Raw genomic sequence first — 14,141 nt, 5'->3', positions numbered from 1 at the left:
CTCCTCGCAATGACGGGGAGAGAGTCGGGGCTCCCTGACACCCGCGTCAGAATCTGGCGTGTTTGTAAGTTGAAGGTGCGTCCCTCTCATCTGATCCTCCCTGCGCGGCGGGACGACCGCCGCACGAGGAGGATGCTTCGATGAACAACAGGCTTCTCAAGGGCGTCGCCGCGGCCACGCTCGCAGCGACGATGGCGCTCGCTTCACCTGTGCTCGCCCGTGGCGGGGGTCATGGCGGCGGCGGCCATTTCGGCGGCGGTGGCCATTTCGGTGGCGGCATGCATGCCGGCGGGATGGGCGGCGCGCGCTTCGCCCATGTCGGCGGTCCCGCCTTCGGCGGGGCCCGCTTCGCCCATGCCGCGATCGGGCCGCGCTTTGCCGGCTCCGGCTGGCACGGCCATCACGGCTTCCATCATCACCATTTCCGCCGTTTCGCCGTGTTCGGCGCGCCTTATTTCTACGCCGGCTACAACGACGGCTGCTGGCGCAGGAGCTGGACGCCCTATGGATGGCAATGGGTCAATGTGTGCGGAGACTATTGGTAGACGCATCGCCGTACCGTACCATTGTCGCGGTCGCCGCCGGACAGTTCCGTCCAGCCCCGGAACGGGATAGTCTGGTGGCGATCGTCGCGCGGAGTTTTGCATGACCGGAGGTCACCGTCGCATCCTGGTCGTCGAGGACGATCCGGAAACCGCAGGCCAGCTCGTCGAGGAATTGACGACCTCCGGCTACGACGTCGATCTCGCAGCCACGGGGCGTGAAGCGCTCAGCCACGGCGCCGCGCGCGACTATGCCGTGATCACGATCGACCGCATGCTGCCCGACATCGACGGCATCAGCGTGATGCGGCAATTGCGCGAGGAGGGCGTCGCCGCGCCGTTCCTGATCATTTCTGCGCTCGGCGAGGTCGACGACCGCGTGCGCGGCCTGCGTGCCGGCGGCGACGACTATCTGGTCAAGCCGTTTTCCTTCACCGAGCTGCTGGCGCGCCTGGAGGCGCTCGGCCGCCGCAGCGAGACCATCGCCAAGGAGACTCTGCTGCGGGTCGGCGATCTCGCCATCGACCTGATCGCGCGCAACGCCAGCCGCCGGGGCCGCAAGATCCCGCTGTTGCCGCGCGAGTTTCAATTGCTCGAATATCTCGTTCGCAACGAGGGCCGCGTCGTCTCCCGCGCGATGCTGCTCCAGCACGTCTGGGACCTGCATTTCGATCCCTCCACCAACATCATCGACGTCTATGTCGGGCGTGTCCGCCGCAAGGTCGACGATGCCCAGGCCTATCCGTTGATCCACACCATCCGCGGCATCGGATATTGCCTCCGTGCTCCTGGCTAAGACGCTCCGCTCCTCGACCTTTCGCCTCGCGCTGCTCGCGATCGCGGCCTTCGGGCTGATCGTTGCGGCGATCATGGCCTATGTCTATTTCGGTACGCTGGCCTATGTGGAGGGCCGGATCGGCCACGCCGTCGACCATGACGACTTCATCGGAATGATCGAGCTTGCGATGGCCGCCGTCGCCGTGCTGCTGCTGGTGCTCGCGGGCCTCGCCGCCGTGCTGGTGACGCGACGCACGGTGGGGCGGATCGAGGAGATCAACGCCACCAGCCGCGCCATCATGCTGTCCGGCCTCGACCAGCGCATTCCCTTGCGCGGCAGCAACGACGAGTGGGACCGCGTCGCCGAGAACCTCAACCAGATGCTCGACCGCATTGAGACGCTGATGGGCGAGGTCAAGCAGGTCAGCGACAACGTCGCCCACGATCTGCGCACGCCGCTGACGCGGATGCGCGGCCGCCTCGAGAAGGCCTATCACGCGCCGCGCAACAGCGAGGCCGATGCCGCGCTGATCGGCGACACCATCGCCGATCTCGACGCCGTGCTCGGCATGTTCGCCTCCATCACGCGGATCTCCGAGATCGAGACCCGTGCCCGCACCGGCGCCTTCCGCGCGCTGAACCTGACTGAAATCGCCGGCGAGGTGGTCGAACTCTACGACGCCGCCGCCGAAGAGGTCGCGACCCGCCTCAGCCTCGCCGGGGACCGCCAGGTGGCGATCACAGGCGATCGCGACCTGCTGTTCGATGCCATCGCCAATCTCGTCGACAACGCGATCAAGCACGGTCGCCCCGGCGGAAAGGTCACGGTGAGCTGCCGCCATTCCGGCGACAGTGCGGTGATCGCCATCGCGGACGACGGTCCGGGCATCGCCGCCGATCAGCATGATTACGTCTTCAGGCGCTTCTACCGGCTCGAGCAGAGCCGTTACACGCCGGGCAATGGGCTCGGCCTCAGCCTCGTCGCCGCAGTCGCGCGCCTTCACGGCGCGGAGATCACGCTGCGCGACAACGCGCCCGGCCTGACGATCGAGCTCAGCTTCCCCGCGTCGTCATAGCTCGATCACGCCGCGGCGGGCCGCATGCGCCACCGCGTCGGTGCGGCCGGTGGCATCGAGCTTGTCGAGCAGCGAGCCGACGTGGAATTTGACGGTGTGCACGGAGATGCCGAGCCGGCGCGCGATCATCTTGTTGGAGGCGCCCTCGGCCATCAGCGCCAGCACGTCGAGCTCGCGCTGCGTCAGCGCGATGTCCTCGGGCATGATGCGCGGATCGCGCGCGACGACCGTCGCGGCAGCCTGCTCGCCGGGCTTGGCAAGACGAAGCCCGGCGACGTTGCCGAGCAGGGCCGCCAGGCGATCGGCCAGCGCCGGATCGTCGATCTCCAGCGACAGCACGATTTCCGGTGCGTTGTCCGCGCTCACGCCTCCGGCCTCTCGCCGATCGTGACCTTGAAGCTGACCGGTTCGCCGCCGCGGCGCACCGCGACGTTGACCACCGTACCGACGCTGGAAGGACCCAGGGAGCGCGACAGTGCGCGCACGCCGGAGAGTTTCTGGTCGTTGACCCCTACGATCACGTCACCTTGGCGGATGCCGGCCGCAGCCGAGGGCCCGGCCTTGTCGACATTCATCACCATCGCGCCGACGCCGTCGTCGAGCCGCACCGGCTGCAGCCCGAGGCCGAGATAGCCGCGCGCGATACGGCCGCGCGTCTCGAGCTGCGCCGCGACGCGCTCGATCGTCGCCGTCGGGATCACCAGCACGCGCCGCGGGCCGAGCACGGCCATGCCGAACGCTTGCCCTGATGCATCGAGCGCGAGGCCGCCTTGCTGGGCAGGACGCAGGCGCACATCGAGCTCGATCCGCGCATCGATCTCGCCGCCGCGCAGGGAGCGCCAGCCACTACCGGAGGCCGACACCATCCCGAGCGCAGCGCTCTGCGTCTCGCGGTTGGTGGCGACCACGACCGCCAATGCGCCAAGCGGCGGCACGGTTGCGGCGAGCTTGACCGGGGCCGTCGCGACGTCGGCGCGCAGCAGCGCGATATCGGTGGTGTGGTCGCGGCCCACGATGGCGGCGGCGACCCTGCTGCCGTCGGGCAGGCCGATCTCGACCTCGCCCTCGTCGGCCAGCGCCTCGTCGGCGGTGACGATCAGGCCGCTTTTCCAGACAAAGCCGGTCGCGCGCGAGCGATGCGAATGCACGGAGACCACAGCGGGCGCGGTGCGCGCCACGAGGTCCGCGAGGGCGGACGAGAGTGAGGACAGGGCGGTGAGATCAGTCATGGTGTGCTCCTGATGTTGCCCTCAATCTGGGATGTCGCGGGCGATTGCGAAACTGGCCGGGTGGCCAGGACCTGACCACGCCCCGGGGGGCCACGGCCGACGAACATGTGATTGGGAGTGCCTCACGGGAACGTGTAGCAATCCCGAAATTGCGCCTCTATGGCCTCACGGATTTCAGCGAGCTCTCATGTCCATCGACCTCACCCGCCGTACCCTGCTTCAGCTCGCCGGCGCCACCTCGCTTGCTATGGCCGCCGCGGCTGCGGCGCGAGCCGAGGGCGCGCCGCAGGGCGGCGGGCCGACCTATGCCAGCCGCACGCCGATGCGGGTCGGCATGGTGACGCTGCGGGTCAAGAACCTCGACACCGTCGCGGACTATTATCGCGACGTGATCGGGCTCGCCGTGATGGAGCGCTCGGCCACTGCGGCGAAGCTCGGCACGTCGGGCATCACGTTGCTGGTGCTGGAGGCGCGGCCCGATGCGGCGATCGAGCCGCGCAATGCCGCGGGCCTCTATCACACCGCGTTCCTGATGCCGACCCGCAAGGACCTTGCGCGCTGGCTGGTGCACGCTGCCTCACACCGCGTGAAGCTGTCGGGCTTTGCCGACCACCTCGTCAGCGAATCCGTCTATCTCGACGACCCCGAGGGTAACGGCATCGAGGTCTATGCCGACCGCGATCCCTCGCAATGGCAGTGGAGCGAGGGCAGCGTGAAGATGGCGACTGACGAGCTCAACATCCCCGACCTGCTGTCGCTGACCAATACGCGCGTGCCCGATTATGCCGGCGCGCCGGAGGGCTTGCGCATCGGCCACATGCATCTGCGTGTCGGCGATCTCGCGCAGGCCGGAAGCTTTTATCATGGCGCGATCGGTCTCGATCCCACCCGCAGCCGCAACGGCGCGGCGTTCCTGTCGTCGGGCCGCTATCATCACCACCTCGGCATGAACGTGTGGCAGAGCCAGGGCGCGGGCCAGCGCGACGATCAGATGACGGGCCTGGCCTGGTTTTCGCTGGTGACGGAAAAGCCTGACATCCTCGCCGCCCAGGAACAGCGCCTGCGCAAGGGCGGCGCGCAGGTGACGGCGCTCGCCAATGGCGTGGAGGCCGCCGATCCCTGGGGCACGCGGGTACGGCTGCTCAGGATTTGATCGCGGGCGCGAGCGTTGCTAAGACCCCTCAGACGCGAACCAGCGTCTCCGGGGTCCTCATCGACATGACCGAATTCCACGGCGTCTTTCCCTATCTCGTCTCGCCCGTCGATGCCGATGGCGCGGTGCGAACGAACGTGCTTGCAAGGCTCTGCGACGATCTGATCGGCGCCGGCGTGCACGGGCTGACGCCGCTGGGCTCCACCGGCGAATTCGCCTATCTCAATGCCGCGCAGCGCACCGCGGTCGTGCAGACCACGATCGAGGCTGCCAAGGGCCGCGTGCCGGTCGTGGCCGGCGTCGCCTCGACCTCGACGGCGGATGCGGTGGCGCAGGCGAAGGCCTATCAGAAGTGCGGGGCCGACGGCATCCTGGCGATCCTGGAGGCGTATTTTCCGCTCAATGATGCCCAGATCGAATCCTACTTCCGCGCCATTGCGGACGCCGTCGACATTCCCGTCGTCATCTACACCAATCCGCAATTCCAGCGCTCCGATCTCACCCTCGACGTCATCGCGCGCCTCGCCGAGCATCCGCGCATCGGCTACATCAAGGACGCCTCGACCAATACGGGCCGGCTGCTCTCGATCATGAACCGCTGCGGGGATTCCTTGCGCGTGTTCTCGGCCTCCGCCCACATTCCGGCCGCGGTGATGCTGATCGGCGGGCTCGGCTGGATGGCGGGCCCGGCCTGCATCATCCCGCGCCAGAGTGTTAAGCTCTACGAGCTCGGCAAGGCCGGCCGCTGGGACGAGGCCATGGCGCTGCAGCGCCGGCTGTGGCGCATCAACGAAGCCTTCGCCCGCTTCAACCTCGCCGCCTGCATCAAGGCGGGGCTCGCGATCCAGGGCTACGACGTCGGCGACCCCATCCCGCCGCAGGCCCCGCTGACGGCGGAGGCGCGCAAGGTGGTGGAGGCGGCGCTGCGGGAGCTTGCATAGGTCTTTCCGCCGTCAAGCCCGGGCATGACGAAATCGCGGATATCCCGCCTAAAACCGCGGCTGGTACGCCTGTGGTCGATCCGCTAAAAGGCTGCCCGCAGTTTCGAAAAGACCCTGAGGATCCCACGGAATGAACATTCTTCCCGGCAATTTGCGTTTCGGAGCGGGGCAGCCCGTCAAGCGTTTGGAAGACCAGCGGCTGCTGACCGGGAAGGGGCAATTCATCGACGACAAGCCGGCCGATGGCGCGCTGTGGTTGCACGTGCTGCGCTCGCCGCATGCGCATGCGAAGATCACCTCGATCGACACCAGCGCCGCGGCGTCGATGCCGGGCGTGGCCGCGATCTACACCGGGGCGGACCTCGTCAAGGACGACATCGGCAGCATCCCGACCCTGAGCATCTTCAAGCGCCCCGACGGCAAGCCGATGACCGTGCCGCCACGCCGGCTGCTCGCCCATGAGGTCGTGCGCTATGCCGGCGAGGCCGTGGCGGCCGTCGTGGCATCGTCGCGCACCGAAGCGCAGAGCGCGGCGGAGGCGATCGTGGTCGAATACGACGTGCAGCCCGCGGTGGTCGATCCCGTCGAGGCCGTGAAATCAGGCGCGCCCGTGGTATGGCCGGAGGCGCCTGACAACATCGTCGGCGCCATGTCTTACGGTGACGCGGCCAAGGCCGATGAAGCCTTCGCCAGGGCCGCGCACACCGTCGAGCTCGACATCGTCAGCCAGCGCCTCGTGCCGTCGGCGATGGAGCCGCGCTCGACCATTGCCGAGATCGACGAGAAGACCGGCCGTCTCCTGCTGCATGTGCAGTCGCAGACCCCGGCCTCGACCCGCGACGTGCTGGCGGAAGCCGTGCTGAAGCGCCCGAAGGACAGCGTGCGCGTGCTGGTTGGCGATATCGGCGGCGGCTTTGGCCAGAAGACCAACCTCTATCCCGAGGACGGTATCGTCGCCTACGCCGCGACCAAGCTGAACAAGAAGATCCGCTGGCGCGGCGACCGCACCGACGAGTTCGTCGGTGGCACCCATGGCCGCGATCTCACTTCGACCGCCTCCTTCGCACTCGACGAGAAGGGCAAGGTGCTGGCCTATCGCGTCAAGTCAATCGGCTGCACCGGCGCCTATTCCTCGGGCGCGGCGAACATCATCCCGCTGGTGCTCGGGCCGTTCGTGCAGACCGGCGTCTACGACCTGCCGCTGGTGCATTTCGAGGTGCAGTCGGTGATGACCCACACCGCGCCGGTCGGCGCCTATCGCGGCGCGGGCCGGCCTGAAGCCGTGTTCATCGTCGAGCGCCTGTTCGACGCTGCCGCCCGCAAGATCGGCATGGATCCGCGCGCGATCCGCAAAGCCAACTACATCAAGCCGGCGCAGCTGCCCTATACCAACGCGGCCGGGCAGGTTTACGATTCCGGCGCCTTCGCGCACATGCTCGATCGCGCCGTCAAGCTGGCCGACTGGGACGGCTTTGCCGCGCGCAAGAAGGCGGCGAAGAAGAAGGGTCTGCTCTACGGCCGCGGCCTCACCTCCTATATCGAATGGACCGGCGGCCGCGCCCACACCGAGAAGGTCACGCTGCAAGCGACTTCGCAAGGCCGCGTCGTGCTGCATTCCGGCACCATGGCGATGGGGCAGGGGCTGCAGACCACCTACACCCAGATGATCTCCGACACGCTCGGCATTGCCATGGACAAGATCGACGTCGTCCAGGGCGACACCGATCTTGCCCTGGGCTTCGGCAGCGTCGGCTCGCGCTCGCTGTTCGTCGGTGGCACGGCCGTGGCGGTCTCCTCCAACGATTTGATCCAGAAGGCGCGCGAGAAGGCGGCGAACGTGCTGGAGACCTCGGTCGAGGACATCGAATACCAGGGCGGCATGCTGACCGTGGTCGGCACCGACCGCCGCATCAGCCTGTTCGATCTCGCCGAGAAGGAAGGCGGCGCCAAGCTCAGCGTCGATTCCGAAGGCGAGGTGGACGGTCCGAGCTGGCCGAACGGCACGCATATCTGCGAGGTCGAGATCGATCCGGAGACTGGCGTCTCCAAGGTCGTGCGCTACACCACGGTCGACGACGTCGGCGTTGCCGTGAACCCGATGCTGGTGACCGGCCAGATCCATGGCGGCGTCGCGCAGGGCATCGGCCAGGCGCTGTATGAGGGCGTGTCCTACGATGCCGACGGCCAGCTGCTCACCGCGAGCTACCAGGACTACTGCATCCCGCGCGCCGACGACGTGCCGCCGATCGTGGTGACCCTGGACGATACCGCGCCCTGCCGCACCAACCCGCTCGGTGCCAAGGGCTGCGGCGAGTCCGGCGCCATCGGCGGCCCGCCCTGCGTCACCAACGGCGTGATGGACGCGCTCGCCGAGCTCGGCATCACCCAGCTCAATACGCCCCTGACGCCGCAGAAGATCTGGCAGGCGATCCGGGATGCGAAGGCGGCGGGTTAACTCTCCTTGTCGCTCCAAGCTCCGCTGTCGTCCCGGACAAGCGCGCCTCAAGCGCGCGCCGATCCGGGACCCATAGCCACAGGGAGTGGTTGTCGCGCGCAGCCGGCAACTACGAGTCTTCGCAAAACGATTGCTGCGGAGTATGGGTCCCGGATCTGCGCTTACGCTTGTCCGGGACGACACCGAGTATGTGGCACACCAGCGCCCGCCCTCAAATCCCCAGCATCATCTTCGCGATGATATCGCGCTGGATCTCCGAGGTGCCGCCGAAGATGGTGTAGGCGCGGCCGTTGAGATATTCCGGCACCACCGTCAGCATCTCCTCTGGGCTGGCCGGCTCGTGGTTGAGCTTGTAGAGCGGGCGCATCGGTTCGACGGCGAGGGCGTCGTGGCCGATCACGTCGACGCCGAGGCGCGTGACGGCCTGGCGGATCTCGCTGTTGCGCAGTTTCAGGATCGACGACACCGCGCCGGGATTTTGCCCCGTCTGCAGCGCCGAGAGCACGCGCAGCTCGGTCATCTCCAGCGCGTCGATGTCGACCTCGACCTCGGAGATGCGCGAGGCGATGTCGGGGCTGTCGATGGCGCGGCCCGTCAGATCGGACTCGGCGAGATCGGAGATCGCCTTCAGCCCTTCGCGGAGCTTGGCCGACGCGATGCCGGAGCCGCGCTCGAACTCGAGCAGATATTTGCCGTAGGTCCAGCCCTTGCCTTCGTCGCCGACGCGGTTCGCCACGGGCACGCGGACGTCGTCGAAGAACACCTGGTTGACCTCGTGGTCGCCGCCGATGGTGAGGATCGGGCGCGTCGTGATGCCCGGCGTCTTCATGTCGATCAGGATGAAGCTGATGCCGTCCTGCTGCCGCTCGCCGTCGCTGGTGCGCACCAGTGCGAACATGCGGTTGGCATGGTGAGCGTGCGTGGTCCAGATCTTGGTGCCGTTGATGATGTAGTCGTCACCATCGCGCACCGCCCGCGTCTTCAGCGAGGAGAGATCGGAGCCGGAGCCCGGCTCGGAATAGCCCTGGCACCAGTAATCCTCGCCGGAGAGGATCCGCGGCAGATAGAAGTTTTTCTGCTCGGGCGAGCCGAAACCAATGATGACGGGCCCAACCATCTTCACGCCCATCACGTTGACATTGGGCACGCCGGCCCGCGCGCATTCAGTCTCGAAGATCCAGCGCTGCGCCGGCGTCCAGGCCGGGCCGCCATGCTCGACCGGCCAGCCCGGCGCGCCCCATCCGTTGGCGTGCAGCGCGCGTTGCCAGGCCATGCCGATGTCGGGGTCGGAGAACACCGACGGCGTCAGCGCCGTCGCGCGCTTCATCTCCTCGGTGAGATTTTTGGCAATGAAGCCGCGCACCTCGCTCTGGAAGGCACGCTCCTCGGCATTGAAATTGAGGTCCATGAGGCTCTCCCGGTGTCAGGCTTTGCGGCCAAGCTCGGCGTGGCGGGCATAGTGATGCGCGCTGCCACCAAACAGCGTGTCGAAGGCGACGAGCCGCTTGAAATAGGCGCCGACCTCAAGCTCCTCGGTGACGCCCATGCCGCCGTGAAGCTGGATCGACTGCTCGCCGACGAAGCGGGCGCATTTGCCGATCTTGGCTTTCGCGCCCGACGCGGTCCGGGCCCGCTCGGTGGGCGGACTGTCGGCCTTCAGTGCAGCCCGCAGCGCCATCGAGCGCGCCTCGTCGACCTGCATCGCCATGTCGGCGAGGCGGTGGCGGATCACCTGGTTGGCGGAGAGCGGCCGGCCGAACTGCTTTCTGATCTTGGTGTAGTCGAGCGTGGTCTCGAGCAGCGTCTGCATGATGCCGACGGCTTCCGCTCCCAGCGCGGCCATGGCGCGATCGACGGCCCATTCGATCGCCGGCAGGGCGTCATGGCCGTCGCCGAGCAGCGCGTCATCAGGCAGATGCACGTCGGAAAGTTCAAGGTTGCAGGCGCGGCCGCCGCCGAGGCGTGCGTAGTCGGAGATCGCGAGGCCCTGCACTGTTGCCGGCACCACGAACAGGCCGATCCGCCCGGAGGGGCCGTGATGGTCGTGGAGAGTTGCGGAGACGATGATCTCGTCGGCGGCGTGGCCGTCGAGTACCGCGATCTTGCCGCCGGCAAGGCGCCAGCCCTGCGCCGTCTTGGTCGCTGACGTGGTGACCCTTGCGAGATCGAACCGGGCAGTGCGCTCGGAATGGGCGAAGGCGAGCTTCAACGTGCCGTCCGCGACCTTCGGCAGGCTTGCCTGCTTCTGCGCAGTGCTGCCGCATCTGTCGATCAGCGCGGCACCGAGCACGACGGTTGCGAGATAGGGCTCCGAGACCAGGCCGCGGCCGAAGGCTTCCATCAAAATGGCGATCTCGACCGGGCCGCCGCCGAGGCCGTCGAATTCCTCGGGGATCGGCAGCGCCAGCCAGCCAAGCTCGGCGAACTGCTTCCACACCGCGGGGCTGAAGCCGAGTGGATCGTTCGCCATCTTGCGGCGATGATCGGCATTGTAGCTGCCGGCCACGAAACGCTCCGCGCTCTCGCGCAGCAGCTTTTGCTCGTCACTGAGAGTGAGGTCCATGGTTCTATTCCGCGGCCGCCGGCGGCTTGCGCACGGAGGGATGCAGTCCGGCGGGATCGACGATCATGCCGAACTCCTGAAGATTGTGGGCGTGGCAGAGCTGATGCAGCGCAAAGGCTTGGTCGATCGCGGCGGGCTGGCCCATCACGTCGACCGAGCGGTTCACCGCCTCCTTGGTCATCTTCAGCGCGAAGGACGGCTTTGCCGCGATCCGGCGCGCCAGCTCCAGCACGCGCGTTGACAGCTCCGCGCGCGGCACGACCTGATTGACCATGCCGAGCTGGTGCGCTTCCTGCGCGCTCCAGCTGTCGGCGGTGAACAGCAGCTCCTTGGCCTTGCGCGGGCCAAGCTCCCAGGGATGCACGAACCATTCGACGCCGCAGACGCCCATGGCGACGACCGGGTCGCAGAATTGCGCATCGTCGCTGGCGACGATGAGGTCGCAGGCCCAGGCCAGCATCAGCCCGCCGGCGATGCACTTGCCGTGCACCTCGGCAATGGTCGGCTTGGCGAGGTTGCGCCAGCGCCGGGTGATCTGGAGATAAATTTCCTGTTCGCGCGCGAAGCGGCCATGGGCATTCGGCTCGGCAAAGCCGCCCCAATTTCCGATCGGTGGAAAATCGACGCCGGCCGCGTTCTTGCCGCCGGGGCGAAGATCATGGCCGGAGGAGAAATGCGGGCCGTTACCGGCGAGGATGATGACCTTGACCGCATCGTCCTGCACCGCCGCGTCGAAGGCGGCGTTGAGGTCGTAGGTCATTTGCAGGTTCTGCGCGTTGCGCGCCTCGGGCCGGTTCATCACGACCCGGGTGATGTCAGGCGCGGGCCGCTCCACGAGGATGGTCTCGAACGAGGTCATCGCGTTTCCCCTGACGTTCCCTGTTGTTTTGCCCGAGTTGACAATGTCGGCCGGAGATAGGCAAGGGGCTTGCGTCAGTCGGCTGTTTTTCGCGCCTCCAAGAAGTCTGGCGTCTCGCGCGCCCAATCTGGTAGTTTGTGCCGGATTCCACCGGGAGAAATTTAATGCGCAAGATCCTGACCGTGCTGGCGGCGCTGGCCTCGCTGAGCCTCACCAATTGCGGCTACAACGCGATCCAGAGCGAGGACGAGCAGATCAAGGCGAACTGGTCCGAGGTCGTGAACCAGTACCAGCGCCGCGCCGACCTCGTGCCCAATCTCGTCAACTCGGTGAAGGGCTTTGCGCAGCAGGAGAAGGACGTGCTGCTCGGCGTCACCAATGCGCGCGCCAAGGTCGGCAGCATCCAGGCAACGCCCGAGGTGCTCAACGATCCGGCCGCGTTCCAGAAGTTCCAGGCGGCCCAGGGCGAGCTCTCCAGCGCGCTGTCGCGGCTGCTGGTGGTGACCGAAAACTATCCGCAGCTGAAGTCCGACGCTCTGTTCAAGGATCTGATGTCGCAGCTCGAGGGCACCGAGAACCGCATCACCGTGGCGCGCAACCGCTACATCAAGTCGGTGCAGGACTATAACGTCACCATCCGCTCGTTCCCGAGCAACCTCACGGCCATGATGTTCGGCTACAAGGAGAAGCCGAATTTTGCGGTGGCGAATGAAAAGGAAATCTCGACCGCGCCGAAGGTGGATTTCAATCCGGCGCCTGCGCCGTCGAAGTAGCCGCGTTCGCCTCCCATGCGCGCCCCACCCACCACTGTCATTCCCCCCGCAGGCGGGGAATCCAGTACGCCGCGGCGTCTCGGTTCAAGCACGGCGGCCTCTGGAATACTGGATCGCCCGCCTTCGCGGGCGATGACAGCGAATGCGTGGCGGGCGTACTCGGTGGCGGCCGCACTGGTCCTCGCCTTCGCGCTCTTCTTCGCGCTTCCCGCCTCCGCCGACGTCGCCGTGCCCGAGCTCACCGGCCGCGTCGTCGATCAGACCGGCACCCTCTCCAGCAGCGACGTCGCCTCGCTGTCGCAAAAGCTGCGTGACTTCGAGACACGCAAGGGCAGCCAGATCGCCGTTCTGATCGTGCCGACCACGCAGCCGGAAACGATCGAGCAGTTATCGATCCGTGTCGCGGAGGCCTGGAAGATCGGCCGCAAGAAGATCGACGACGGTGCGATCCTCGTCGTTGCCAAGAACGACCGTCATTTGCGCATCGAGGTCGGCTATGGCCTGGAAGGTGCGCTCACCGACGTCACCGCACGGCGGATCATCGACGAAATCATCACGCCAAAATTCAGGAGCGGCGATTTCGCCGGCGGCATCGCCGATGGCGTCGATCGCATCATCAAGGTGATCGACGGCGAACCGCTGCCGGTTCCGTCGCCCACCGTGAACTTCGGCAGTCTCGACGATCTCGCGCCGCTGTTCATCGTCACGCTGTTCGTCTCGGTGGGCATCGGCGGCGCCATCCGCGCCATGCTGGGACGGCTGCTTGGATCGCTGGTGACAGGGGGCATCATCGCGACGCTGACCTGGTTCATCCTCGGATCGTTCGGATTGGCCCTTGCGCTGGGCGGTCTCGGCTTCATCATCGGGTTCGTCGCCGATCTGTTTTCGGCGATCACGCCGGGCACGGGCCGCTCGCGCGGCGGCGCCTGGTCGAGCGGCTCTTCCTCAGGCGGCTGGAGCAGCGGCTCGTCGAGCAGCAGCGACAGCGGCAGCTTCAGTGGCGGTGGCGGCAGTTTTGGCGGCGGCGGCGCCTCGGGGAGCTGGTAGCGGTCATGAGCATCAAGCGCATTGCCAGGCATCTGGTGCAGCATCATTGGCGGGCGAGGCAGATCTTTCCGCCGGCCGTGCTCGCGCGCGTCGAGCAGGCGATCAAGCGCGGTGAAGCCACCCATTCCGGCCAGGTCCGCTTCGTCGTCGAGGCCGCGCTCGACGGCCGTCCCCTGTTCCGCAACCAGCCGGCGCGGGCGCGCGCGCTCGACGTGTTCTCGCACCTGCGCATCTGGGACACCGCACACAATAACGGCGTCCTGATCTACCTCCTGCTCGCCGACCGCGACGTCGAGATCATCGCCGATCGCGGCATCGACGCGAAGGTCGGGGCCACTGGTTGGGAGCGCATCTGCCGCGCCATGGAGGCCGAGTTCGGCTCGGGCCAGTTCGAGCGCGGCGTCATCGCCGGCATCGAGGCGGTGTCGCGCGAGCTGGCGCGGCATTTCCCGCCGGGCGCATCGCACCCGAACGAGCTGCCGGATGCGCCCGTCGTGATGTGACGGTGTGTGACGTGGGGGGGGGGCCTCTGCCGTCATTGCGAGGAGCCCGCGACAAAATTGCAAAGCAATTTTGCGCTGGCTCCTCGCAATGACGACGTGGAGGCAGCGGACTCAACTCTCTCACCGTCACCCCGAGGTGCTCGCCCCTTCGGCGAGCCTCGAAGGGCGACGGCCCGGCTGGAGCTCCAGCTCGGCCTTTCATGCTTTGAGGCTCCCCGCGCGG

At 67.1% G+C, this 14,141-nt stretch carries 14 protein-coding genes; 9 read left to right on the top strand and 5 right to left on the bottom strand.

Annotated elements, in window-relative coordinates; genetic code table 11:
- The first annotated feature begins 140 nt into the window (after nucleotides 1–140).
- The 3 genes from Q0743_RS20460 to Q0743_RS20450 all read left to right on the top strand — a co-directional run bounded on the left by Q0743_RS20460 (nucleotide 141) and on the right by Q0743_RS20450 (nucleotide 2,395).
- Nucleotides 141–545 carry a hypothetical protein gene (locus Q0743_RS20460; protein WP_298243299.1) on the top strand — a complete coding sequence of 135 codons (405 nt, stop codon included), beginning with the start codon at nucleotides 141–143 and terminating at the stop codon, nucleotides 543–545.
- 100 nt (nucleotides 546–645) lie between these two features.
- Nucleotides 646–1,338, top strand: coding sequence for a response regulator transcription factor (locus tag Q0743_RS20455; protein ID WP_298243298.1), 693 nt, complete (start codon nucleotides 646–648; stop codon nucleotides 1,336–1,338).
- The gene (locus Q0743_RS20450) at nucleotides 1,325–2,395 is read left to right on the top strand and encodes a HAMP domain-containing sensor histidine kinase (protein ID WP_298243297.1); all 1,071 of its coding nucleotides are present in this window, start codon (nucleotides 1,325–1,327) and stop codon (nucleotides 2,393–2,395) included. Before Q0743_RS20455 ends, Q0743_RS20450 begins: the two co-directional genes overlap by 14 nt.
- Here Q0743_RS20450 and Q0743_RS20445 read toward each other — a convergent pair.
- Nucleotides 2,390–2,761, bottom strand: coding sequence for a response regulator transcription factor (locus tag Q0743_RS20445; protein WP_298243296.1), 372 nt, complete (start codon nucleotides 2,759–2,761; stop codon nucleotides 2,390–2,392). The two genes, Q0743_RS20450 and Q0743_RS20445, sit on opposite strands and share 6 nt — an antisense overlap.
- Nucleotides 2,758–3,624, bottom strand: a complete 867-nt coding sequence (locus Q0743_RS20440) for a S1C family serine protease (protein WP_298243295.1) — start codon at nucleotides 3,622–3,624, stop codon at nucleotides 2,758–2,760. Before Q0743_RS20440 ends, Q0743_RS20445 begins: the two co-directional genes overlap by 4 nt.
- Before the next feature lie 187 nt (nucleotides 3,625–3,811).
- On the opposite strand from Q0743_RS20440, the gene Q0743_RS20435 reads away from it, so the two are divergent.
- The 3 genes from Q0743_RS20435 (at nucleotide 3,812) to Q0743_RS20425 (ending at nucleotide 8,173) form a co-directional block, all read left to right on the top strand.
- A complete protein-coding gene (locus tag Q0743_RS20435) occupies nucleotides 3,812–4,777 on the top strand; it encodes a VOC family protein (RefSeq protein ID WP_298243294.1) in 966 nt (321 codons plus the stop codon).
- Nucleotides 4,778–4,842: 65 nt separating this feature from the next.
- Complete coding sequence (locus tag Q0743_RS20430) at nucleotides 4,843–5,718, top strand: dihydrodipicolinate synthase family protein (RefSeq protein ID WP_298243293.1); 876 nt, start codon at nucleotides 4,843–4,845, stop codon at nucleotides 5,716–5,718.
- 130 nt (nucleotides 5,719–5,848) lie between these two features.
- The gene (locus Q0743_RS20425) at nucleotides 5,849–8,173 is read left to right on the top strand and encodes a xanthine dehydrogenase family protein molybdopterin-binding subunit (RefSeq protein WP_298243292.1); all 2,325 of its coding nucleotides are present in this window, start codon (nucleotides 5,849–5,851) and stop codon (nucleotides 8,171–8,173) included.
- 211 nt (nucleotides 8,174–8,384) lie between these two features.
- Here Q0743_RS20425 and Q0743_RS20420 read toward each other — a convergent pair whose 3' ends face one another.
- The 3 genes from Q0743_RS20420 to Q0743_RS20410 are packed head-to-tail and all read right to left on the bottom strand — an operon-like array spanning nucleotide 8,385 to nucleotide 11,595.
- On the bottom strand, nucleotides 8,385–9,581 hold the full coding sequence (locus Q0743_RS20420) for an acyl-CoA dehydrogenase family protein (protein WP_298243291.1): 1,197 nt from the start codon (nucleotides 9,579–9,581) through the stop codon (nucleotides 8,385–8,387).
- Nucleotides 9,582–9,596: 15 nt separating this feature from the next.
- Entirely contained in the window at nucleotides 9,597–10,736 is a 1,140-nt protein-coding gene (locus Q0743_RS20415; RefSeq protein WP_298243290.1) for an acyl-CoA dehydrogenase, read from the bottom strand.
- A gap of 4 nt (nucleotides 10,737–10,740) precedes the next feature.
- Nucleotides 10,741–11,595: an enoyl-CoA hydratase gene (locus tag Q0743_RS20410; RefSeq protein WP_298243289.1), complete on the bottom strand. Its 855-nt coding sequence runs from the start codon at nucleotides 11,593–11,595 to the stop codon at nucleotides 10,741–10,743.
- 164 nt (nucleotides 11,596–11,759) lie between these two features.
- Between Q0743_RS20410 and Q0743_RS20405 the strand changes: the two genes are divergently transcribed.
- The 3 genes from Q0743_RS20405 (at nucleotide 11,760) to Q0743_RS20395 (ending at nucleotide 13,918) form a co-directional block, all read left to right on the top strand.
- Complete coding sequence (locus Q0743_RS20405) at nucleotides 11,760–12,368, top strand: LemA family protein (protein WP_298243288.1); 609 nt, start codon at nucleotides 11,760–11,762, stop codon at nucleotides 12,366–12,368.
- A gap of 132 nt (nucleotides 12,369–12,500) precedes the next feature.
- Nucleotides 12,501–13,415, top strand: coding sequence for a YgcG family protein (locus tag Q0743_RS20400; RefSeq protein WP_298243287.1), 915 nt, complete (start codon nucleotides 12,501–12,503; stop codon nucleotides 13,413–13,415).
- A 5-nt stretch (nucleotides 13,416–13,420) separates the two neighbouring features.
- Nucleotides 13,421–13,918, top strand: a complete 498-nt coding sequence (locus tag Q0743_RS20395; RefSeq protein ID WP_298243286.1) for a TPM domain-containing protein — start codon at nucleotides 13,421–13,423, stop codon at nucleotides 13,916–13,918.
- Nucleotides 13,919–14,141: the final 223 nt, after the last annotated feature.

This window comes from uncultured Bradyrhizobium sp. (assembly GCF_936943645.1).
Taxonomy (GTDB): domain Bacteria; phylum Pseudomonadota; class Alphaproteobacteria; order Rhizobiales; family Xanthobacteraceae; genus Bradyrhizobium.
The sequence above is the reverse complement of the archived record's forward strand: the minus strand, read 5'-3'. Positions and strand labels throughout refer to the sequence as shown.